Below are 23,781 nucleotides of genomic sequence, written 5' to 3' on the forward strand. Positions count from 1 at the left end.
TAGCTTTTAGGCTAAATAGGTTGGAAATATTACATTTATAGAAGATTTTAATGTAAAGCAACCAATACCCCCTGATTACCGTATTTACCAGTTAATCTATAGAGTTTGGAACCACTGCTCACCATTATACAAGGTTGTAGCCAAAATAATTCAAGAGACCAGAAATGGCTTTATGAAAAATATTTTGGTTATTGCCTGAAGATTGTATTCCGGTATATCTACCGGTATGACAGGGCTGTGGACATTGTAAATGATGGATTTGTAAAGATATTCAGGAGCTTTTCCCGTTTTCAGTATAAATCCAATGAACATGCAGAAATGATGCTTATGGGATGGATGAGGACCATTATGATCAATACCGCCATTGATGAACTGCGAAAAAACAATTTCTTACCCGAAATAGGAGATATCTCAGAAAGCATATGGATGCATGAAGATAAATCCCAGGGGGCCGACCAGGCGTTATTATATAAAGAATTGATCAAACAAATAAAAAAGTTACCCCCTTCATACAGGACTGTTTTTAATATGTATGTTATTGACGGACTTACACACCAGGAGATTGCCAATAGCCTGGGTATTTCTGTAGGCACATCAAAATCCAACCTTTCCAAAGCAAGAGTTATTTTACAAAAGATAATTAAAAACAACGATGAGCAGATTGAAGCATGCAATATGTAAATGACGATATGGATGATCTGTTTCGAAGGGCTGCTGAGAATTATCCTCTTGACACGAAGAGTGCGGATTGGGATAAGATAGCTGCAGAACTTGAAATAAAACCTGGAAAAACTAAAGATAATGTTTTCAGGGACCGTAGGTTTTTATGGCTATTGCTATTACTTCCTTTAAGCTTTGTGTGCAACCACATTTTTAATGCTGGTTCACCAGTATTGTTAAATACTGATCAAAATGGATCAGTTAATATTTCAAAGAACGAAAAAGGATCCGTTGCTACTGCGAATGATTTAAACAGAGATCAAAAAAATGTAAGTAGGATACATCAGGGAAGTATAAATAGTCCAATAGATAATTACATCGATCAGGTCAGATCAATATCTAATTCCAATTACAGTAATATAAAAACAGATAAATTAAGAACGAACACCATTCATGTTTCCAAGCAGATGGGGATAATCCTGGAAAATAATAAACAATCAAATATAGAAGAGAGTGAAATACAGGCAAAAAATCATGAAGAATTGAAGAAAGCAATCGTAAAAGATAATCAGTCTTTTGTATTAGCTAACATTTATCCTTTGCCTGCTGTGAATTTGCCTTCAATATTTCGTGATCCCATTGTTAAAGAAAAAGAGTCTAAGTTATTGGAAAAGCCAAATGAAAAACATACAAAGATCTATGCAGCAATTATGGGTGGCATTGATGCCACAAGTATCAAGTTTCAAAAGGTGAGCAATGCAGGTTATTCTTTTGGACTGCTGCTTGGGTATAAATTAAATGACAAATGGAGTATTGAGTCTGGTTTGTTTCATGATAAAAAATATTATTACAGTGAGGGGCAATATTTAAATACGGCCAAAATGTATATACTTCCGGGAACAAAAATCAATTCCCTGGATGGAAATTGCAGTATGTGGGAAATACCATTGCAGGCACATTATAATTTTAAAAGTTCAAAGAATAAGGTGTGGTTCTCCACGCTGGGTTTATCTTCTTATTTTATGAAAAAGGAGAATTATGATTATACTTACTCTTACATTGCCACAGGTCAGACTTATGATAAATACAGATCTTATAATAATGCATCAAAGCATTTCTTTTCAGTGATAACATTATCTGCCGGGTTCACAAATCCTATCAATAAAACATTAGATCTGAGGGTAGAACCTTATATAAAAATTCCAGTTAAAGGGGTTGGGGTAGGGTCTATTTCATTACAAAGTGCAGGCATACAGATAGGTGTTACTAAATCAATATTTTAATTATCTACCCACCTGGCGTAGATGTACGCTATCGCTTTCGTAGAATTCCTTATTAATATTTGAGTGATTTACGGGTGTTTAAGTAAATACCATAACCAAAAATTAGGGTGAATTTGCAATTGTACAGGTTGCTTTTGCAGGTTACTTTTGTATCAGATAGCGAAAGTTATCCATCCTAAGAAAACCAATTAAAAATCCAGATCCTGAAAAATTACCCAACTTGTTGGGAACCTTAAAAACCAATATCCAATTCGAAAAGCCCGTTTGAAATCCGATCCTATTGAATCCTTCCAATCCTTTGAAAACCGTATAGGCGTCCGTCCAATGAAAAAACGTATTTTTTAAACCTAAACGCCTAACATATTTATCCCCTCATTTGAGGGGATTTTTATTTACCAGCCTTTTTGTCAAATTATGTGCGGTTTAAAATAATAATCTGTGGCGAACTCTGCTGATTATTAAAAAAATTCTTTTATATACAGAAGAGTATCAACCATTAGTGGGCATCAAAGTTGTATTTGGAGAATCGTTCTTATTAGTGCTAACCTTAAAAAAAGCAATTTATGAAAAAGACGATTCTTTCCTTGATTTTGATTGGCGGTAGTTATATGGTATTTGCACAGAACGAAACCCGGGATACTTCAACCCGGACTCCAACAAATACATATGATTCCTCCAGGACTATGAATAGTGCCAATATGAATAATGGTACTCAAACCCAGGTGACTACTAATCCAGTTGATTCTTCAAACAATAACAGTTCAATGTCAAGTAATAATGCATATAATGCATATGGTGCCACATCAGTAAATATCCCTTATCGGGCACAAATGAACCTCCAAAAGGATTACCCAACAGCTAATAATATAACCTGGACTAAATCCGGAGATTGGTATCAGGGTACTTATTTAAATAATGGTAGATATTCACATATCTATTATGATGACAGGGGTAATACTTATAGTGTTTCAATGCCTGTAACTCAAACTTATGTTCCCGATGATATTATGAACAAGGTAACTACCATGTTTGGCCCAATGGTTTATGATGTTACTACCTTAAAAGGTGACAGCGCTCATCATAATATATATCAAATAAGGACCTTGGAAAATGGCCAGGTGAAAACACAATGGATTGGTGATGATGGAAGTTCGATCATGGACCCATTTCGTTCTGAAACAAGTGCAGATGTAAATACGAGTACAAATCCAAATGTACAAAGCGCAAATATGAATAGCAGTACCACTAAAGATTCAACAGCAAATAAATCCACTATTGACTCTACTTCTTCCATGAGTAACAATAGTGAGAATATGAATTCTTCAGGAAATACAATATCATCAGGTAATGTTTCAGTTACCTCTGATAGCACAGTTACCGGTTCAGGTATGAATAATGGTGAGACTATTAAGGTTAAAACAAAAACACCTGATGGAAAGGTATATAAAACAAAAATTAAGAATGGCGAAGTACAAAAGAAGGACCAGTAATTAAAAGAAATATAATTAGTATTAATAAGACAATGCCCGGATAATTCCGGGCATTTCAATTATAAACATTTTCTGCCTAAACTATATATCCGAAGAGATTATCATCTTTATTCAGTTCTGTGAAATTGATATGAAACTTAGTTAAATTATTCAGGAGGCAATCGTAATCTGCTCTTGATTGTAATTCAATACCAACCAGGGCGGGCCCTGTTTCTTTGTTGTGTTTTTGCATATATTCAAAACGGGTGATATCATCATTAGGCCCTAACACAAAATTTACGAACTCTTTTAAAGCGCCAGGCCTCTGTGCAAAACGAATCAAAAAATAATGTTTTAGTCCTTCATATTGCAGGGAACGCTCCTTGATTTCCTGCATCCTGTCAATATCATTATTGCTTCCGCTGATAATGCAAACCACGTTCTTACCCTTGATTTCACCTGCAAAATCATCCAGGGCAGCAATTGATAAAGCTCCTGCGGGTTCTACCACAATGGCGTCTTCATTATATAATTTTAGGATTGTAGAACATACCTTTCCTTCGGCCACAGTATGCATTGTATGTAAAACTTCTTTGCAGATAGCAAAGGTTATGGTGCCTACCCGTTTCACTGCTGCGCCATCAACAAATCTGTCTATATTTTCCAAGGTAACGGGAAAGCCGTTTTCCAAAGCCTGTTTCATAGATGGTGCACCTTCAGGTTCAACACCGATAAGTTTTGTGCCGGGGGAAAATGTTTTAAAATAACTTCCCACACCGGAACATAACCCACCACCTCCAACAGGCACAAATAAGTATTCTATATCTGCCAATTCATCCAAAATTTCAACTCCTACAGTTCCCTGCCCTTCGATGATCTTATAATCATCAAAGGGAGGAATAAAAGTTAATCCATGTGCTTCTGTAAAAGCTTTGGCCGCTGTGGCACAATCATCGAAAGTATCACCGACTAATTTGATATCAATATAACTCTCACCAAAAAACCTTGTTTGTTGAACTTTTTGTAATGGCGTAATTATAGGCATAAATACCACACCTTTTACACCCAATTTTTTACAACTGTACGCAAAACCTTGTGCATGATTTCCTGCACTGGCACAAACAACACCTTTTTCAAGCTGATCTTGTGGCAATGTGCTTAACATATTATAGGCACCCCTAAGCTTATAAGACCTTACAATTTGAAGATCTTCTCTTTTAAGGTAAATGTTTGCTCCGTACTTTTTAGAAAGGCTTCGACTAAAAGCCAGGGGTGTTTTGACAACGACTGGCTTTAATCTTTCTGAAGCTTCTTTAAAGTCGAAATTTGCTTTTGTTGTTTTAGTTTCAATCACGATATAATGGAGATGAGAATTTTACTTTTTGCAATTTTTTTTCAAAATTATCGCCTGCACTGCCCGGAGCAACTGGCTCCTGGTTTTCAGGCCTGAGGCTTCTTACCGTTTTCCCAGCTTGCCAAATCTCGCTTTCCCGCAATTCTTTTAATTCTTCTTCAAGTTTTTCCCGGTAATCCGTTTTGCTGTTACTTTCAATTGATTTGGCAGCTTCTTTTCCTGTGGCTACGCTTTCATATAGTTCATTAAATACAGGCAAGGTTGCATCACGAAATCTTTTCCACCAATCCAGTGCACCCCGTTGGGCTGTTGTAGAACAATTGGCATACATCCAGTCCATACCGTTTTCTGCAACCAGTGGCATTAATGATTGTGTAAGTTCTTCTACCGTTTCATTGAATGCTTCAGAAGGAGAGTGGCCTTTAGAACGCAATACTTCGTATTGGGCAGCAAAAATTCCCTGGATAGCTCCCATTAAAGTTCCACGCTCTCCTGTCAGGTCGCTGTATACTTCTTTACGGAAATCTGTTTCAAACAAATACCCACTTCCAACTGCAATGCCCAGGGCTATTACTCTTTCAAAAGCACGTCCTGTGGCATCCTGGAAAATGGCATAACTACTATTTAAACCCCTGCCCTGTAAGAACATTCTTCTTAAAGATGTGCCGGAACCTTTTGGAGCGACTAAAAAAACATCAACATCAGGCGGAGGAATAATTCCTGTTTGCTCATTATAGGTAATACCAAAGCCGTGTGAAAAATAAAGCGCCTTTCCAGGAGTTAAATGTTTTTTAACCGTTGGCCATAATTGAATTTGGGCGGCATCACTTAACAAATAACATATAATGGTTCCTTTCTGCAAGGCTTCTTCTATATCAAACAAAGTTTCGCCGGGAACAAAACCATCTTTGACTGCTTTATCCCAGGATTTGGAATTGCGTCGCTGACCAACGATCACATTGATTCCGTTATCTTTTTGGTTCAGCGCCTGGCCAGGGCCTTGAACCCCGTAGCCAATAACAGCAACGGTTTCACTGCTCAATACCTGCCTAGCCTTTGAAAGAGGGAATTCCTCTCTTGTTACAACATTTTCTACGACACCCCCAAAATTTAATTTTGCCATTGTTATACGTTTTAAAGTGTTTGTTAGTTTTTAGCTATTAAATGATACTTATAAATGAGCTTAAAGTATTACCAGTTATACATCAAATACTTCTTCCTGGTGTGCCAGGAATTCATTTTCAACTAGTTCTGGCCCTTCAGCCATTGATTCAAATTCTTTCAACTTCTCATGGAAACCACTGCTGGCTTTTATGATCGCCACCCTGGCACTGCGTACAAATTCTATCAATCCGTAGGGCTCCAGCACTTTCACCAATCCATCCGTTTCTTCTCTATGACCTGTTGTTTCAAAAACCGTATAATCCTTCCTGATCACAACTGCCTTTGCACCGTATTGGCGAAGCAAACGTTCAACTTTTACTTTTTCGGTGATCTCGCTCGTGGGTACCTTATATAATGCCAGTTCCTGCCATACAATTTCATCACTTGTATTATAATAGGCTTTTAATACCTCCACTTGTTTTTCTATCTGCCGGACCAGCTTTCTTACAATTTCTTCCGTTTCATGAATAACAATCGTAAACCTATGGATACCTTCAACTTCTGAAGGGGAAGTATTCAGGCTTTCCACATTGATCTTGCGTCGCGAAAATATTATGGCGATGCGGTTTAATAAACCAATCTGGTTTTCAGTGTATACAGTTATTGTATATTCTTCTTTAGCCATTGTTCTTATTTTAAACGTATATCAGAAACGCTGCTGCCAGCTTCAACCATTGGAAATACATTGTTTTCTTTTCCTACCATTACTTCCAGGAGAAAACTTCCTTTATGCTCAAGCATTTCAGTAAGTGATTGTTTTAAATCTTCTCTTTTAGAGATTGATTTTCCTTCAATGCGATACCCCTTCGCTACCTGGACAAAATCCGGGCTTTGAATATTTACAAAAGAGTACCGCTTGCTGTGAAATAATTCCTGCCATTGGCGAACCATTCCTAAAAATTGGTTATTTAAGATCAGGAGCTTTACATCAATGTTACATTGCATGATGGTACCTAATTCCTGGATGGTCATTTGAAAACCACCATCACCAATGATCGCAACTACAGTTCTACGAGGTGCTCCCAATTTAGCACCAATAGCAGCAGGCAAGGCAAATCCCATTGTTCCCAGTCCTCCTGAAGTAATGTTGCTTTTGCTTTCATTGAACTTTGCGTAACGGCAAGCTACCATTTGATGCTGACCCACATCCGTAACGATAATTGCCTGTCCCGCTGTTAATTCATTTAATGTATCTACCACTTCACCCATTGTCATTTGTTCAGAAGTTGGGTGTAGTTCATCATAGATACATGTATCTATTTCATCCTGTTCCAATTCTTTGAACCGTTGCAACCATTGAGGATACATCTTATGCTCTGTCAATTCTGTAAGCAAGGGTAAAGTTTCCTTGCAATCTCCCCACACCGCAACTGTTGTCTTTACATTTTTATCTATCTCAGCCGGATCAATATCCAGGTGTATTACTTTGGCTTGTTTGGCATACTTATCCAGTCTTCCGGTTACACGGTCGTCGAATCTCATGCCTACGGCAATTAAAACATCACACTCATTCGTCAAAACGTTGGGAGCGTAGTTGCCATGCATTCCCAGCATTCCAACGCCTAAGGGATGATCTGATGGCAAAGCACTTAATCCCATTATGGTCCAGGCAGTGGGTATCCCGGTTTTTTCAATAAAAGCTTTAAATTCTTTCTCAGCCTTTCCAAGTATCACTCCCTGGCCAAAAATGACAAATGGCTTTTTTGCTGAGTTGATAATTGAAGCAGCTTCCTCAATAAATTCTTTTCTCACCAGGGGCTTTGGACGGTAACTTCTTATGAAATTGCATTTTTGATAACCATTAAATTGAAATTTTTGTATTTGAGCATTTTTTGTAATGTCTATCAACACAGGGCCGGGGCGTCCACTCCCGGCTATGAAAAATGCTTTTGCTAAAACCGCAGGTATCTCTGCCGCATCAGTTACCTGGTAGTTCCATTTCGTTACCGGGGTAGTTATGTTGATAATATCTGTTTCCTGGAATGCATCAGTACCCAATAAATGTGCAAAAACTTGTCCTGTTATACACACAATCGGTGTACTATCTATCTGGGCATCTGCCAGGCCTGTAACAAGGTTTGTGGCTCCGGGACCGCTGGTGGCGAAAACTACACCTGTTTTGCCTGATGTCCTGGCATATCCCTGCGCTGCGTGAATTGATCCCTGCTCATGTCTTACCAAAATATGTTTCAACTTATTTTCAAAGTCAAATAAGGCATCGTAGATGGGCATGATGGCTCCGCCGGGATAACCAAAAATAGTATCTACGCCTTCCTCTATAAAGGCTTTAAGAACTGCTTCTGAACCACTGATTTCCTCAGTTTCCGTCAGTAACACATCCTTCTGCTGCTGTTGTAACGTGTTTGGCATATTTATAAAGAATTCCTTTTTGTGCTTTTAATGCTGGTTGTTTCCATTCAGATTTCCTTTGTGCGATCTCACTTTCCGCAATAGCAAGGTTAATGGTATTGGTTGCCACATCAATAACTATCCTGTCATCATCTTTAACTAAAGCAATTGTTCCTCCGTCATATGCTTCTGGAGTAATATGCCCTACCACAAATCCATGCGTTCCTCCGCTGAACCGGCCATCAGTAATAAGTGCCACCGACTTTCCTAATCCAGCACCTATAATAGCAGATGTAGGTTTCAGCATCTCCGGCATACCTGGTCCACCTTTCGGCCCAACATACCGGATAACAACAACATCCCCAGGCTGTATTTTTCCTGAATTGATGCCTTTGATCAATTCGAATTCTCCATCAAATACTCTTGCCGGGCCTTCAAACATTACACCTTCTTTTCCGCTTATTTTGGCAACGCTGCCTCCTTCTGCAAGATTGCCATATAATATCTGTAAATGGCCTGTGGCCTTGATAGGGCTACTGGTAGGATGAATAATCTTTTGCGCATCAAAATCCAGGTTGGCAATCCCTGATAAATTTTCTGCAACGGTCTTTCCTGTTACAGTTAAACAATTACCATGTAGAAATCCTACTTCCAGTAGATATTTCATTACTGAAGGAATGCCACCATGCTGATGAAGATCCTGCATCAGGTATTTCCCACTGGGTTTAAAGTCCGCTAATACCGGCACTTTGTTGCTTATTCTTTGAAAATCATCCTGGCTTAAAGCCACATCCACACTTTTAGCCATGGCTATCAAATGCAAAACAGCATTAGTAGAACCCCCTAGTGCTATCACAGTCGTTATGGCATTTTCAAATGCCTCGAAGGTCATTATATCCTTGGGCTTGATGTCTTTTTCGAGCAAGTTTCTTATGGCTTTGCCTGCCTCGATACATTCATTTCTTTTTTCTTCGCTGGTAGCTGGATTGGAGGAAGAAAATGGAAGGCTCATGCCAAGTGCTTCAATAGCAGCTGCCATTGTATTGGCTGTATACATACCTCCGCATGCTCCGGCTCCAGGGCATGAAGCTTTGATCACGCATTTGAAATCATGTTCTGTTATAGTTCCCGCTATTTTTTGCCCCAGGGCTTCGAAAGCAGAAACAATATTCAGGTCCTGGCCATTATAATGACCAGGTGCAATCGTTCCGCCATATACCATGATTGCAGGCCTGTTCAGGCGACCCATGGCAATGATGCTTCCAGGCATGTTTTTATCACATCCCGGCACTGCAATTACTGCATCATAATACTGTGCGCCGCAGACGGCCTCAATGGAATCTGCGATAATATCCCTGCTCACCAGAGAATACCTCATGCCATCTGTTCCATTGCTCATCCCATCGCTAACCCCAATGGTATTAAATATCAATCCTACAAGCTCGTTATCCCAAACACTTTCCTTAATGACCTTGGCAAGGTCATTAAGGTGCATATTGCAGGTATTTCCATCATATCCCATGCTAACTATGCCTACCTGTGCTTTATTAAGATCATCTTCTGTCAGGCCGATACCATACAGCATAGCTTGGGCTGCCGGTTGCGTTTCGTCCTGTGTCAATACCTTGCTATACTTGTTTAATTCTGTCATGCTGAAACTTCTTCCTGTTTAAAATTTTTAGCTAATACCAGGTCTTTATATGCTTTCTGAATTTTAATTCCTAAACTGTCTTTCCAGTCTTTTTTAAAAGGGATAGAATCCAATGATTCAATGCCTATTACTTCTGCAGCGGTACCACAGAAAAAAGCACTATCAGCACCTTTGAATTCTTCTGGCTTGATTTGTTTTTCAATTGCAGTTATTCCAAGCTCATTACAAATTTCTAAAACTGTAGAACGGGTTATTCCTGGGAGAATACTCCCTAACTGAGGTGTATATAAAACATTATCCTGTTCTAAAAATATATTGGCCCCCGGACCCTCTGCAACAAACCCATCTATATCTAATAAAAGGGCTTCATCAAATCCCAGGTCTTTTGCTTCCTGTGTAGCCAAAATAGAATTTACATAGTGACCGCAAACTTTTGCAGCTACCATGAAGCTTGCAGGAGTGATCCTCCTGTAGGAAGAGGTTTTTAAACGTAATAATTTCTCACCCAGGTAAGCTCCCCATTCCCATGCAGCTATGAGTAAATGTGACCCTTTGGCTTTTGTTAAAGACATATTGGGAGTACAACTAACAAGAGGACGCAGGTAAGCATCTTGCAGGTTATTTTGTTTCAGGACCTCGTAAGAAATGTCAATCAGTTCTTCATTATTATATGGATAGGGGATACGCATGACTTCGCATGAATATTCCATTCTTTCGAAATGCTCTTTGGCCTTGAAAATTTGCACTCCATTTTCTGTTGCATACGACCGGATGCCTTCAAACACCCCATATCCATAATGCAATGTTTGATCATAAACATTTCCCCTTGCTTCCGATGCCTTTATAAAAGAGCCATTATAATAAACTATAGTGTTTTCGTTGTAATACATATTATGATTACGATTTTCTGCATAAAAAAACCCGCCTCAGTAAAGAGGCGGGTTTTTTATTTTTAGTTATTTAATTACAAATAAAATCCACCTCCATGCGTAGCAGAAATAATAATGACCACGACTATAATATTATTTATAGTTGTAGTTAAATTATATGTGCCTTTTATTATCATAAAGGATGTATACTACTAATATACACCCCTTTTTTTAAAGAACTGTACCAAAAAGCTTGTTTTTATAAACCGGTTTGGCATTCTGATTTATAGCGGTGCAAATCGTAGAATTGGAAAGTTAAAAAACACATTTATGGCTTTTAAGCCAATTTTTAACCCATTTCCACAATACAAATGAAGGTGTTGGCTCCTGTAATGCTTGCCAGAAGCGGATTTTGTTGATTACTGATTACGGCAACCAAGGAATTTGAGAAGAAGTCATGAGAAGATTTTGGGTCTTTCGGCTTAACCCATAAAAGCTTGTAAACCTAAAATAAAGAGCAGGCCCAGTATTGAGATGAGGCTTTCCATAAGGGTCCAGGTGCGAAATGTATCTTTTAAACTTAGCCCAAAATATTCCTTGAACATCCAGAATCCCGTATCGTTAACATGTGAACACATTAAGCTGCCTGCCCCTACAGATAAAACCATAAGTTCTGCAGAAATGCCTCCCGTAACAAAAGGTGCTACAATTCCAGATGCACTCAGGGCGGCCACGGTAGCAGATCCAATAGTGATGCGAAATAGTGCAGCGATCAGCCAACCCAGGAACAGGGGTGACAATTGCATTGAATCGGTATAATTCTTCAGTATTATCCCAATATTACTATCCAGTAAAATTTGTTTAAAAGCACCTCCTGCAGCTATTATTAAAAGTATCATGGTGATAGCTTTAACTCCATCAACTGCTGAATTCATAAAACGGTTTATCTCCCATTTTAATAAGATAAATGTTAGACCCAGCGAAAGCAATAGAGCGATAGTAGGCTCCTGGATAAAACCAAGGATCTTTAATGTCATAGAATTAGATGTACACAAAACTCCCAGGGTTCCAAGACTTATAAAAAGCACAGGAGCCAATAGTATAAATATACTCTTGCTCAAAGAGGGCAAGCCGCTGGTTTCTTTCAAACTATATTGAATATTGGGTTGAGCTTTGATCTTACCAGCTTTGATAATCTTTGGAAATATTATACCGGCGATCACCGCACTGGGAATAGAAATAAGCAATCCATATAATAATGTTTGACCAACATTAGCATGAAATATCGTAGCAAGTGTCACTGGGCCTGGATGGGGAGGTAAAAAACCATGGGTTATAGATAATGCGGCCGCCATTGGGATACCCAGCATTAATAAGGGATAGTTTAGGGTTGAAGCTATAGCAAAAACCAGGGGTATCAATATAACAAAACCAGCATTATAAAATAAGGGAATTCCTGCAACCAACCCGGTCAACAAAACAGCCCAGGAAATATATTTTCGTCCAAATAATTTTACCAATGCCAATACTAGTTTTTGTCCCGCACCACTTTCTTCTGCAAGCTTGCCAAGCATAGCACCCAGGGCCAGTATCATTACAGTACCGCCAAGTGTATTGCCTATTCCATTATTGATTGAAACTATTACCTTATTTAAGGGCATTTGAAGCAATAAACCTGTTATTAGGGATACAACTAATAATGCCAACATGGGGTTGACCTTTAGAAGAATCAATGCGATCAAAAGAAGAATTCCTGTCAATACAATTATTATGGCCATCAGTTAGTTTATAGTTTCATAAAGTAAATGCATGGATTCCTGAAGGTTAGGATATATTGTTTTGTAAACTTTATAGTATTTGGAATATTTATCAATATATCCTTTATTCGGTCTAAGCACCCTGCTTTTACGTTTTGTTTCATTGAAATCTTCTATTATTCCCAATGACTTAAAGGCCATAATTGCAGCACCAATCGCCGATGCATCATCAGTTTCGATGATAACAATTGTTTTGCCGGTAACATCAGCCAGTAGTTGCATCCATCCTTCAGATTTAATAAATCCTCCGCTGGCATGAATTTCATTTACTTCACATGTTGCAATTTCAATTGATTCTAAAACATTTTTTAAAGCATAACAAATTCCTTCTATAATGGCTCGAATAAAATGTGCTTTAGTATGAATGTTTCTTATTCCCATAAAAACCCCCGTTGATTCTTCATCCCAAATAGGGGCTCGCTCAGCAAAAATGTAAGGAAGGAAAATAAGACCTTCACTGCCTGCTGGAATTTGTTGTATCATATCAAAAATCCTGGAATAAGGGTCAACATTCTTGTCTTCAATGTCCAGGAAATTTCGTATCAGCCATTCCATTATATTCCCCCCATTGTTGATGGGGCCACCGCATATGAAATATTGGCTATCAAGGATATAATTGAAGATCATGGACCTGATATTCCTAATGGGTATTTTGGATGCAATTCGCACAGCCCCGCTAGTTCCTATGGTGATCGCAGCTATGCCAGTTTTTAGTGCATTACTGCCAAGATTCGCCAGGCATCCATCACTGGCACCAATACAAACCGGGATCGAATCGGTAAGTCCTGTAAGTTGACAGGCTTCTTTTGATATGCCTTGTTTGCAATGGTTAGTGGGTACAGGTGTTGATAATTGTTTGGCAGATATATGCGATATCTGCAAAGAATCTGGATTCCAGTCTAGCGTATCTATATTAAATAAACCGGTAGCAGAAGCGATGGAATGATCAATAATGTATTCGTTAAAAAAACGATACCATAAGTATTCTTTGATCGAAATATACTTATGGGCTTTTGTAAAGATTTCGGCATCATTTTCTCGCCACCAGATAATCTTGCAAAGAGGTGACATGGCATGAATCGGAGTTCCCGTTGACAGGTAAATGGATTGGCCAGTCTTATCATTTCGTAATTTTTGAGCTATCTCGCTGCTACGATTGTCTGACCATACAATTAAATTTGTAATGGGTTGCCCATCTTTATCTACTGCCATAATACCATGCATGGCACTGCTTAGGGAAACACACATGGGAAGTTGCTTCAATTGCAAAATCAGGTTCTTTATACAGGAAAAACAAGCGTTTAGTAAAATATCCGGATCTTGTTCTTCCTTAGAGTCAACACTCTGAATGAGTAGATAGGATTGTTGTGTACTTCCGATGACCTTTCCGTTAGTATCTAAAGCCACAGCTTTAGTACTTCCAGTACCAATATCAATCCCAATTATATAGCCATTCATAAAAAATCACCTGAATAGAAGCAGGAAAATACGTATAATCAGCAACTAATTATGCAGGATTGTTGACAAGCCGGATTATTGAAGTTTCCAAACTTTTATTATTGTATATATCTGTCCGTTTGGGTTGGTTACCTGTGTTTGTGTTTTCATGGTATCCGTTGTCAGGTAAACTATTTTTTCAAATTCAAGAGAAGATCCAATAGGCGCCCAGGCTAAAATGGTGGTACCATTTAAATACCAGGTTCCATCCTTTGTAGAACTGCAATCCATTTTATAAACACCAGAATAATTGCTGTTAAATTGGTAAAGGTTATCTTTTTTGCATTGATTCCAGGTGCTATAAATATCACTTTCCGTGGAACCATTGCCATCCCAATCGTAAGCTTTGTCTGAACTTATACCAGTTATTTTCCAGGTGCCTATAATTTGCGAAACGGAAAAACCCTGGGGCAAAGAATTTGCTTCAGTTTCAATTTTGTAGCAGGAAATATTTATAAAAAGTGAGGTAAAAGCTACAAGCAATAATGATGACCAGGGTTTCATATTCACCGTTAAATTAAAAATTAAATATTGCATATTAAAATCCAGTTGTTTGGAATCTTTTAAAACTATTTTATATTGATTGCCAGGTAGTTGTCCGATAGCACACTTCAAATTATATTTGAACATTGAAAAACAGGAATTAGGTCAATGGTTGAAGAAATACAGCACGACTTCCAATTTTATATAAAAGATATTCGCTTTCATTATGGTGGTGTTAGCTTTAAACATTTTGTCCATTCCATTAACAAGCGGTTAGAATTCACAATCATAAATTATAATATCAGGGAAGAATTTGACGCCATTAAAGACTATTTTATAAATATCTTTAAATCAAAGAAAATCGATGTATCAGCCTTGATCACAAATCTTGATCATGGCAATTATATAATTGAAGCTCATTCACCTCAAATAGAAAGTATTGATGAAACAATATTAAGTTCTATCAAACTCGAATGGACCAGGCAAATCATTTCCAGAAGAATTATTCTCCATTCGCATACTTCTATCATGACTATGGAACAATTTTTTGATGGATTGAATGGCGAAGACCTCAGCTTTCCTGTTTTATATAATAAAGAACAGGAATTATTAGACGACATTTTAACCATTTCTCAAAGCAGGCATTATTACCATATCCGGTATCTTTCCGATAAGCACATGCACCATTTAATGAGATTACGCTTTATTATTAAGCCATTTTCGTTTTTATTCTTATTGGAAGGCATTTCCAGGTATTTTCTTGTATGGGAAACACTGGATACTGAGGAAGCTACCTATGTTTGGCCGCTTCAAAAAAATACTCAAACCTTAAAGCATACACTGACCAATTTGCCAGGTCAGCTTTCGTTAATTAAAACACAGGGAAAACAGGCTTACCAGCAGTCTTCTTCAAATGATTTTATCCGGATAGTACATCAGTATAAGCATCCAGCCAAAGGCTTCATTTTGTGGAAGAATGAGCTTGAAACTCATCTTCACTTTTAGAACAATCATGTATTGTTTTTCTGTATAAAAATATAGTAGCTTTATTAAGCATTCCAGATTTCCTCGAATACCTGTTTATCCTCCCTTATTCTATCCTTTCGAAGATGGTGTCCGTTTACTTTACTGTATAAACTATTCCCTTTACTTGTTCATGGGTAGTTTGTTCAATTTAAGCTTATATCATCAAAACTATAAGGAGGAAATTATGTCAAAATCTTCAAAATGCTTAGGAGCCTTTCTTGCATTAGCTCTGTTTGTTGTGTCTTGTCAAAAGCAGGAATCATCAACTGCCGTATCATCCAAAGAAAATGCTGTATCCCTTCGTAAAAGTTCTTTAATGAAAAAACCAGGGACTACGTTACCTGCTAATACGCATATTTATGCTACGGGACTTAGTAACCCCAGGGGTCTGGAATTTGGACCTGATGGCAATTTATATGTTGCAGAAGGGGGAACCGGTGGTGTTAATTCAACTGTTGGTTCCTGCGAGCAGGTTCCATTTCCGGTTGGTCCTTATCTCGGTAGCCCAACCGGAGCAGGTGTTTCTATGCCTTCCAGTTCAGCTAATGAGATCATCGGCGGTGATGTCGAAGGGGTTTCAGATGTGACTTTTATAGGGAATACATTGTACGCACTGATTGCCGGTGCCGGGTGCTCTCACGGAGTAACTTCAATGCCTAATGGTATTGTAAGAAGAAATAGTGATGGGACATGGACAATGATAGCTGATATTAGTAGCTGGTTAATGGCTCACCCGGTAGCTCACCCTGAAGAAGAAGATTTTGAACCTGATGGAACTCCCTACAGTATGGAAGTTGTCAGGGGTGATTTTTATGTCGTTGAACCTAATCATGGAGACTTTCTAAAGGTTACAACAGGCGGAACAATTACAAGGGTGGCTGACATATCAGCAACACAGGGTCATGTGGTTCCTACAGCATTAGCTTATAAAGGGAACTTCTTTATTGGCAATCTTCATCCTTTCCCGATCGTGGATGGAAGTTCCAATATTTATAAGGTCAATCCGGGTGGAGAAGTCAAAATTTGGGCTACAGGACTTACAACTGTGCTGGGATTGGTGATTGATAAGAGAGACCGAATGTATGTTTTGGAAAATACGGTAGGTTCTCCTTCAGGTTTTCCCACACCAGGCTTAGGACAGGTGGTTAGAATTGATCCTTCAGGCAAGAAAGAAACTATTGTTACAGGTTTAAATTTACCAACTGGCATGACAATGGGGCCAGATGGAAACCTGTATGTCTCCAACTGGGGTTTTAGTCCAGTTGCAATTGGAGGAGGTCAGGTAATTAAAATTGATCTGTAGTCTGCCTTAGTTCAATATTCAGAGCTGGGAATATTAATATATTTCCAGCTCTTTTATTTTTTTGTCTTTAATAAATATCAAAATTACAATTGGCTTAAGAATCTCATCAAATTCATTCAACTAACAGAATCTATAGAATCTAGTAAAGGTATTTTTGTCTTAAAAAGAAATATGTCTATATCTAATTTTATATGTACAACATGTGGTGTTCAGTATGAGGCATCAGAAGAACCACCCATATTTTGTCCCATTTGCAATGATGACAGACAATATATAGGACCTGGAGGTCAGAGCTGGACGACCTTAACACAAATAAACCGTAATCATAAAAATATTATAGACAAAATAAGGCCGGATGTTTATGCAATCTATACCACACCTTCATTCGCCATTAATCAGAGAGCACACCTGGTAAGAACACCCGGAGGAAATATATTGTGGGATTGCATTACTAACCTTGATGCTTCAACAATAGAGATCCTTCAAAATTTAGGGGGAGTAAAGGCAATTGCCATTTCTCATCCCCATTATTATTCAACAATAGTAGAATGGGGGCAGGCTTTTAATGCCAAAATCTATATCCATTCCAATGATTCGAACTGGTTAGGCAGGCGTGCAGAGAACATAGAATCATGGGAGGGCGATTCCAAACTTTTATGGGATGGAATCCAGCTTGTATGTTGCGGCGGTCATTTTGCCGGGGCTTCCGTTTTATATGTACCCCACGGTAAAGGATCTCTTTTTTCTGGGGATACCATACAGGTGGCGCCCAATTTAAATACAGTATCATTTATGTATAGTTATCCCAATATGATACCATTACCTGAAAAATCAATTCTGCAAATCAGGGAAAGCATAAAAGATCTTGAGTATGATGCTGTCTTTGGAGCTTTTGGATTATATATTCGGGAAAATGCAAAAGAGGCAGTAAGTTTTTCGATAGACAGGTATCTGAAAATATTGAAAGGTAATTAACCAGTATTGTATCAGTTTATTGTTTTAGGTTTTAATAGCTTTGCACGCAATTCCTGAGCTTGTACTACTAAACCAAAAGGTATGTGTGCTACTAAAAAAGAAGTGAAGCCTAATCTGGTTCTTTCAGTTTTGCAAAATAAATGCCCCCGTTGCAGGAGAGGAAAAATGTACAAAAGCCGGAATCCATATGACCTTCGCTCATTTATGAAAATGTTCGACCGATGCCAGGTTTGTGGTCAGCCACTTGATATGGAACCTGGGTTTTATTACGGTACGAACATGGTAAGTTATACCCTTGCGGTATTGATTTCAATGCTCAGCTTTATACTATGGTGGATTATATTTGGGTTTTCTTTTCATGACAATCGTTTCTTCTGGTGGATGGGCTTAAATGCTTTTTTACTCATTGGGCTGCAACCCCCATTGATGAGGGCTTCCAGAACCATCTGGCTGGCTTTTTTTGTTCCATATAGTCCAAAATGGGATTCTGGAGATATCATTGAACCCGAACGAGCTAATAAAGAACACATGCATAATTGGTAATTTTTGCAATTACCAGGAATTACCACTATTGTAATATACCCCTCTCGTAAACTATTTATTAGAATAATTCAATTTTCTGGTATACCTGTTAAGTCAGTTTTACCGGATATCCACAATCTTTCTGTGAATAATTAATAGCTCACCTTAAATATATTGTTGAAAACATTTTGTAACTTGTTGTTATCCATAACTTAATTATCATCCGAGTCCTATTCTATAAAATCAATTAATCCAGAGACCTTTTGATTGTTAATCCTTTTTACTGGGATTTTGTCATCGTCACATTCAAAAGATATTGTTTTGAAAGTTAACCTGGACCATGAAGAAGATAAGCTTGGAACAGATGAGTTCTCTGGTAGAAGCGTCAGCGTTTTAATACATAACCATTTCTATATTATTGACGGTCAATGGCATTGGGAACTCAACACTAATAAGGTATTTGCAAGTAATGTTATTTTATCGACACCCATTGAATTTGAAGGGACTAAGAGTATAATATTTCCCGGTGATATTGTTGAACTTCAAAACAAATTAAACAATGAAACAGGGTTTGTTGAACATTTATGTTTTCGGATAATAACTACTTACGGCGAGGTCAAAGTTTTAGAAGGAAATAATCTTACCATTGAGAACAACAGCCATGGAATTGAAGAATTAAAGCTGAAGACAGCAGAGCAATCTTTATCTACATTGCATTTAATCAAAGAGCAGGAAGGTCTTCAATTATTAAGAGAACTATATACTAAAACTGAACGGTATACTGGTACGGCTATTTGGTATTTTAACCAATCAACTAATGAAACCTGGTACTCAGACCAAGTATTCCGCATTTTCGAATTGCCCCCACAAAGTTTAAATGCACACCTAAATACTTTTAACCATTTCATTCATGCGGATGATAAGGAAATCGTGCTGGAATACATTAATAGAGCACTCAAGTCACAATGTCCCATTCATATTGAATTCCGAATTCAAACTACAAAAGGAGAGAAACATATTTTATATATAACCAACTGGTCTCATTCCCAAAAAGGTCAAAATATATTGTGCGGTACTTTCCAGGAAATAACTGATTTAAAAATAAAGGAAAGGGAATTATATGAAATAAATGATCAGATTACGGGTTACAGGCAGCAAATAATTTTTGATGAACTGAATGCATCTATAGGTCACTGGCAGATTAACCTGCTAACCCGCAAGGTTGTAGTGTCAGATAATTTATACAGGATCTATGGATTGAAATCACACCTTGCTTCTCCTGGATTAAATAGTTTTATTAATTACATCCACCATGAAGACCAGGAAATGGTAAGCCAGGCCTATAAAAAACTGCTTTCAGATCAACTTGTTCCAAATATTGATTTTCGAATTACAAGATCAGATGGAAGAATCCGCTATCTGTCTCAAAAAGCCAAATTGTTGACATACAGGAATGAGCCAATCATTGCAGCTACAGTGCAGGATGTGACTGTTCAAAAAATGCTTGAAAAGCGGCTGGCGGAAGTTAGTTTCCGGGAAGAAGTTTTAGCCAATACTCAAAAATTTGAAGAAGAAATAGCAGGTTTAGCAACCTGCACTCTTGATCTTCATTCAGGAACATATTCATGGAGTGAACATTTTTATATTATGCTTGGCATAAAGCCGCATTCTGTTGAATTAAATCTTGAGCTATTGATCAATAGTATTCATCCTGATGATCAAAAATTGTTTCGGTCAGAGTGGGAGCGGGCCTTGGGTCTAAAAAATCATTGTTCTGTTGAATTCAGATTGATAAAAAGGGGTGTGGTTCATTACATAAAATCTGAAATTGGCATTCAATACATTCATGATAAACCATTACTGGTGGCGGCTTTACAGGATGTTTCGTCGGGGCAGGATCTGAAATCAAGATTGCAAAAGCAAGTTCAGATGGCCAACATTTTATCTGAAAACATATTAGATCGCATTATTGTCACAGATCTGAATAACAATATTGTTATTTGGAACAACCAATGTGAATTATCATACAAGATTCAAAAGGAAGCCGCTATTGGTAAAAACTTTTTTGATGTTTTTCCATTATTGAGATCAGAAGACCAGGTAGCCCTGTTTGAGAAAGTATTAAAAGGGGAGAAATTATCCTTTTCTGCCGCAAGGTCAATAATGGAAAATGGATATTTTGACCGAAGCATGTTGCCGGTATGGAATGATGATCAAGATGAAGTCATCGGAATTATGCACATCATTCATGATGTAACTAAAGAGGTGTTGTTAAGGCAAAACTTAAATGAACGGCTTAATTTTATAAGTAATTTATTAGATGCTTCAGTTGATAGGGTCATTGCTCTTGACAGCAACATGAACTATGTTTATTGGAATAAAAAAGCAGAGCAGTATTATGGCTTAAAAAGTGAAGATGTAGTAGGAAAGAATATTCTTGAAACCTTTCCTTCCTTTATCAACGATCCTTCCTATGAACAATTCAGAGAGGCATTAAAAGGTAAGACCGTGCATATTCCTGCACAACCTGGTAGCAAAAAGGAATACTTTGAAACATACCTCATTCCTACACATGATGAATCAGGCGAAGTATCTGGTGTGCTTTGGATGGTGCACGATCTTTTAAAAGAATTTGAACTGCAAAAACGTGCTTTAAAGGAAAATGAAGTACTTGATGCGTTAAATGAAAATTATGTAGAACTGGATGACGAGTATAGGGTTTTATTTGTCAACCATGGCGCATTGAAATATTTTAATGTGGAAAAGCAGGATTTATTAGGTAGATCTATTTTGGAGCTCTATCCTGGATTTGTAAATTCTCCTATTCACCATGCGTTGAAAAAGGCAATGGAAGAAGGTATATCTACAATTGATGAATTCATTTCTCCCATAAAGAATATTTGGCTGAATGTTTCAATTGCCCCCACAATAGATGGAGTTGTGGCCGTATTTTATGAAATAGAGAATATTAAAAAAGCCCAAAAGGTCATACAGGAAACCAATGATCTTTTAGAATCTGTTTTCAATACATCCTCTAACGGCCTGATGTTACTAAAAACCATCCGGGATAATGTAGGCGAGATCAATGATTTTGAATATGTAATGGTCAATCAAATGGCCAAAAATTTACTGGATACTGATGTAACAGGTAAAAGTTTTAAGCAAACTTATAATGAAAAGATACTACCTAATTTATTTGATAAGCTTGAAAACGTACTGGTGACAGGAATTCCCTTTACCGAGGAATATTTTTTCTTCAGAAAAGGGGCCCGGATGTGGCACTGTATCAAAGCCCTGAAATTGGGTGACAGTATTGTTATCAGCCTGGAAGATATTACTGAAAGAAAAAATAATGAACAGGAATTACTTAAACATATTCGCATTCTCCAGCAATCTGAACAACTGGCACACATGGGCAGTTGGGAATATGAATTAGCTACCGGTTCGTTTCATTGGTCAGAGGGTATGTATCAATTGTTTGAATTAGAACCATCAAAGGAGGTCTATCCTGAGATTTACCTGGAATATGTCCAGGGTAAGCATACGTCAAAAGTTGAACAGTTGATCAACTTTATAAAAAATGGCAAGGGATCTTTTGAAGAATTGATACAGGTCACTGTAAGTGGCAATACAAAAACTTTAAAAATTAAGGGCTCTGGAATAAATGATCTTTCTGGCAATACTTATAAGGTATTAGGTGTTGGCATTGATATAACTTCACTTCAGTTAGCAGAAGAAAAGATTCAGGAAAGCCAGGATATTTTATTTCAAACTACATTGGCTGTTCCAGATGCTATCAATATATACGATGTGTCCTCCAGGGAAACAGTTCATCTGAATAATTGTCTTGCAGAATGGACAGGCATTTCCAGGGAGGCTATGGTAGAAATGGGTTATGCCGGAAGATTGAAACTGGTTCATATCGAAGACAGGGAAAAACTGGTTGTTTTCAATAATGATATGCATCATGCTACAGACAATGATATAAGGACCATTGAATACCGGCTCATAACTTCCCGTGGTAAAACTATCTGGATTAGAGACCGTTCAAAAGTCTTCAAAAGAGATCAATATAAAGCACCAACGCATATCTTAAGTATTCTGCAGGATATAACCCAGGAAGTTGAACTAAGAAATCAATTGATGGAGCGAACTCAATATGCTGAAGTGATTATTGACTCAAGTGTTGACCGGATTATGTTGTATGACCAGCAATTTACAATTGTTGCATGGAATAGCAGGTCTGCAGAATTGACTGGTGTTTCGAAGAAAGAGGCCATAGGTAAAAATCTATTTGAGCTATTTCCAAAGGTGAGAAAAGATGAACAATTATTCAAAGCTTTTAACCGCGCTTTAGAAGGTCATTACATTCACCTGCCCAATAATAAGAGCACATATACTGATAAATATTATGAACGTTTTTTTATACCGTTAAAAAATGAAAAAAAACAAACTTATGCTGTATTGAACCTTATGCATGATGTTTCGGACACTTTCCTGCAGAAGGAAAAGCTAAGTGAATTGAACATGACATTGGAGAGAAAGAACAAGGAACTGGAAGAAAAAAATGAAGAGATCACTTCCTTTGCGTTTATTGCAAGCCATGATCTGAAAGAGCCATTGAGAAAATTATATACTTTCAGTGACTGGCTTTTGAACAGGGAATTGGCTAATCTTTCTGACACAGGCAAATCTTATATAAAGAAAATGGCAAATTCCGTTCGCCGTATGGATATGTTGATAGAGGATATTCTTGTATTAACAAAGATCGATGCTGATAAAAAAGCGCTTAAATCCATTGATCTGAATGCCATCCTGGAAAGAGTAACAGGTGATATGAAGGATTATATCTCAAAACATGCAGTTGAGATTTTTGCTGATCCATTACCCATAATTAAAGGAAATGATAATCAATTGTATTATTTGTTTAAAAATCTATTGAGTAATGCGATAAAATTCAATAAAGCTGATCGAAACATCTTAATCAAAATAGGTTCTAAGCAGGTAGGGGGTGATGAAATTGAACACGAAAAGAAATATCCAGATATGCGATATCATTGTATTTCTTTTGAGGATAATGGATTAGGTTTTGACCCCAGGTATTCTAAAAAGATCTTCCAGGTCTTTCAGCGTTTGCATGATCCCCAGGTATATGAAGGAACTGGTATGGGACTGGCAATATGTAAAAAGATCATGGATAACCATAATGGATTTATAACTGCGGATAGTGTTATAAACCAAGGTTCTGAATTCTGTTGTTATTTTCCTGTCAGTTAGTTTCCAACTATCATCAAAGCCAATTGCTTATAGCCACCTGGTGGTGGCTTATTTAGATTTGCCCTTTAGTTACAAGCTGAAT

At 37.6% G+C, this 23,781-nt stretch carries 17 protein-coding genes; 8 read left to right on the top strand and 9 right to left on the bottom strand.

All coding sequences use genetic code 11. From position 1 onward, the window contains the following. The first annotated feature begins 105 nt into the window (after window positions 1–105). The 3 genes from BP74_RS04480 (at window position 106) to BP74_RS04490 (ending at window position 3,433) form a co-directional block, all read left to right on the top strand. Window positions 106–681: an RNA polymerase sigma factor gene (locus tag BP74_RS04480; protein ID WP_496371488.1), complete on the top strand. Its 576-nt coding sequence runs from the start codon at window positions 106–108 to the stop codon at window positions 679–681. 8 nt (window positions 682–689) lie between these two features. Beyond that, window positions 690–1,943, top strand: coding sequence for an outer membrane beta-barrel protein (locus BP74_RS04485; RefSeq protein WP_496371490.1), 1,254 nt, complete (start codon window positions 690–692; stop codon window positions 1,941–1,943). Between the two features lie 563 nt (window positions 1,944–2,506). Next, window positions 2,507–3,433, top strand: coding sequence for a hypothetical protein (locus BP74_RS04490; protein ID WP_496371492.1), 927 nt, complete (start codon window positions 2,507–2,509; stop codon window positions 3,431–3,433). Window positions 3,434–3,509: 76 nt separating this feature from the next. On the opposite strand, the gene ilvA is transcribed toward BP74_RS04490, so the two are convergent. The 9 genes from ilvA to BP74_RS04535 form a co-directional block, all read right to left on the bottom strand. Continuing rightward, window positions 3,510–4,766 (bottom strand): threonine ammonia-lyase, encoded by a 1,257-nt coding sequence (ilvA, locus tag BP74_RS04495; RefSeq protein ID WP_496371494.1) that lies wholly within the window; start codon window positions 4,764–4,766, stop codon window positions 3,510–3,512. Then, window positions 4,759–5,889 carry a ketol-acid reductoisomerase gene (gene ilvC / locus BP74_RS04500; protein WP_496371496.1) on the bottom strand — a complete coding sequence of 377 codons (1,131 nt, stop codon included), beginning with the start codon at window positions 5,887–5,889 and terminating at the stop codon, window positions 4,759–4,761. The genes ilvA and ilvC overlap by 8 nt, the downstream gene beginning before the upstream one ends. Before the next feature lie 75 nt (window positions 5,890–5,964). Beyond that, window positions 5,965–6,555: an acetolactate synthase small subunit gene (gene ilvN, locus BP74_RS04505; protein ID WP_496371498.1), complete on the bottom strand. Its 591-nt coding sequence runs from the start codon at window positions 6,553–6,555 to the stop codon at window positions 5,965–5,967. Window positions 6,556–6,560: 5 nt separating this feature from the next. After that, window positions 6,561–8,300, bottom strand: coding sequence for a biosynthetic-type acetolactate synthase large subunit (ilvB, locus tag BP74_RS04510; RefSeq protein WP_496371500.1), 1,740 nt, complete (start codon window positions 8,298–8,300; stop codon window positions 6,561–6,563). Beyond that, entirely contained in the window at window positions 8,248–9,930 is a 1,683-nt protein-coding gene (ilvD, locus tag BP74_RS04515) for a dihydroxy-acid dehydratase (RefSeq protein WP_496371502.1), read from the bottom strand. The genes ilvB and ilvD overlap by 53 nt, the downstream gene beginning before the upstream one ends. After that, on the bottom strand, window positions 9,927–10,820 hold the full coding sequence (locus tag BP74_RS04520) for a branched-chain amino acid transaminase (RefSeq protein ID WP_496371504.1): 894 nt from the start codon (window positions 10,818–10,820) through the stop codon (window positions 9,927–9,929). The genes ilvD and BP74_RS04520 overlap by 4 nt, the downstream gene beginning before the upstream one ends. Before the next feature lie 461 nt (window positions 10,821–11,281). Continuing rightward, window positions 11,282–12,577 carry a gluconate:H+ symporter gene (locus BP74_RS04525; RefSeq protein ID WP_496371506.1) on the bottom strand — a complete coding sequence of 432 codons (1,296 nt, stop codon included), beginning with the start codon at window positions 12,575–12,577 and terminating at the stop codon, window positions 11,282–11,284. 3 nt (window positions 12,578–12,580) lie between these two features. Further along, the gene (locus BP74_RS04530) at window positions 12,581–14,074 is read right to left on the bottom strand and encodes a gluconokinase (RefSeq protein ID WP_496371508.1); all 1,494 of its coding nucleotides are present in this window, start codon (window positions 14,072–14,074) and stop codon (window positions 12,581–12,583) included. 75 nt (window positions 14,075–14,149) lie between these two features. Next, window positions 14,150–14,743: a DUF5004 domain-containing protein gene (locus BP74_RS04535; RefSeq protein WP_496371510.1), complete on the bottom strand. Its 594-nt coding sequence runs from the start codon at window positions 14,741–14,743 to the stop codon at window positions 14,150–14,152. Window positions 14,744–14,764: 21 nt separating this feature from the next. Here BP74_RS04535 and BP74_RS04540 point away from each other — a divergent pair, with 21 nt between their 5' ends. From BP74_RS04540 to BP74_RS04560, 5 genes are all read left to right on the top strand, one after another. Beyond that, complete coding sequence (locus tag BP74_RS04540) at window positions 14,765–15,601, top strand: hypothetical protein (protein WP_496371512.1); 837 nt, start codon at window positions 14,765–14,767, stop codon at window positions 15,599–15,601. Window positions 15,602–15,938: 337 nt separating this feature from the next. Continuing rightward, on the top strand, window positions 15,939–16,925 hold the full coding sequence (locus tag BP74_RS04545) for a ScyD/ScyE family protein (protein ID WP_496371514.1): 987 nt from the start codon (window positions 15,939–15,941) through the stop codon (window positions 16,923–16,925). Between the two features lie 171 nt (window positions 16,926–17,096). Continuing rightward, window positions 17,097–17,900, top strand: a complete 804-nt coding sequence (locus BP74_RS04550; RefSeq protein WP_496371516.1) for an MBL fold metallo-hydrolase — start codon at window positions 17,097–17,099, stop codon at window positions 17,898–17,900. Window positions 17,901–17,981: 81 nt separating this feature from the next. Continuing rightward, window positions 17,982–18,443, top strand: a complete 462-nt coding sequence (locus tag BP74_RS04555; protein ID WP_496371518.1) for a DUF983 domain-containing protein — start codon at window positions 17,982–17,984, stop codon at window positions 18,441–18,443. Window positions 18,444–18,743: 300 nt separating this feature from the next. Continuing rightward, window positions 18,744–23,699 carry a PAS domain S-box protein gene (locus BP74_RS04560; RefSeq protein WP_496371520.1) on the top strand — a complete coding sequence of 1,652 codons (4,956 nt, stop codon included), beginning with the start codon at window positions 18,744–18,746 and terminating at the stop codon, window positions 23,697–23,699. The last annotated feature ends 82 nt before the right edge of the window (window positions 23,700–23,781 follow it).

The sequence above is a fragment of the Flavisolibacter ginsengiterrae DSM 18136 genome (assembly GCF_059568575.1).

What these genes read in the sequence shown, in the direction of transcription:
- BP74_RS04485 (WP_496371490.1), top strand. Translation starts at nt 690, where the DNA reads ATGGATGATCTGTTTCGAAGGGCTGCTGAGAATTATCCTCTTGACACG.
- BP74_RS04490 (WP_496371492.1), top strand. Translation starts at nt 2,507, where the DNA reads ATGAAAAAGACGATTCTTTCCTTGATTTTGATTGGCGGTAGTTATATG.
- ilvC (WP_496371496.1), bottom strand. Translation starts at nt 5,889, where the DNA reads ATGGCAAAATTAAATTTTGGGGGTGTCGTAGAAAATGTTGTAACAAGA.
- ilvN (WP_496371498.1), bottom strand. Translation starts at nt 6,555, where the DNA reads ATGGCTAAAGAAGAATATACAATAACTGTATACACTGAAAACCAGATT.
- ilvB (WP_496371500.1), bottom strand. Translation starts at nt 8,300, where the DNA reads ATGCCAAACACGTTACAACAGCAGCAGAAGGATGTGTTACTGACGGAA.
- ilvD (WP_496371502.1), bottom strand. Translation starts at nt 9,930, where the DNA reads ATGACAGAATTAAACAAGTATAGCAAGGTATTGACACAGGACGAAACG.
- BP74_RS04520 (WP_496371504.1), bottom strand. Translation starts at nt 10,820, where the DNA reads ATGTATTACAACGAAAACACTATAGTTTATTATAATGGCTCTTTTATA.
- BP74_RS04525 (WP_496371506.1), bottom strand. Translation starts at nt 12,577, where the DNA reads ATGGCCATAATAATTGTATTGACAGGAATTCTTCTTTTGATCGCATTG.
- BP74_RS04530 (WP_496371508.1), bottom strand. Translation starts at nt 14,074, where the DNA reads ATGAATGGCTATATAATTGGGATTGATATTGGTACTGGAAGTACTAAA.
- BP74_RS04535 (WP_496371510.1), bottom strand. Translation starts at nt 14,743, where the DNA reads ATGTTCAAATATAATTTGAAGTGTGCTATCGGACAACTACCTGGCAAT.
- BP74_RS04540 (WP_496371512.1), top strand. Translation starts at nt 14,765, where the DNA reads ATGGTTGAAGAAATACAGCACGACTTCCAATTTTATATAAAAGATATT.
- BP74_RS04545 (WP_496371514.1), top strand. Translation starts at nt 15,939, where the DNA reads ATGAAAAAACCAGGGACTACGTTACCTGCTAATACGCATATTTATGCT.
- BP74_RS04550 (WP_496371516.1), top strand. Translation starts at nt 17,097, where the DNA reads ATGTCTATATCTAATTTTATATGTACAACATGTGGTGTTCAGTATGAG.
- BP74_RS04555 (WP_496371518.1), top strand. Translation starts at nt 17,982, where the DNA reads ATGTGTGCTACTAAAAAAGAAGTGAAGCCTAATCTGGTTCTTTCAGTT.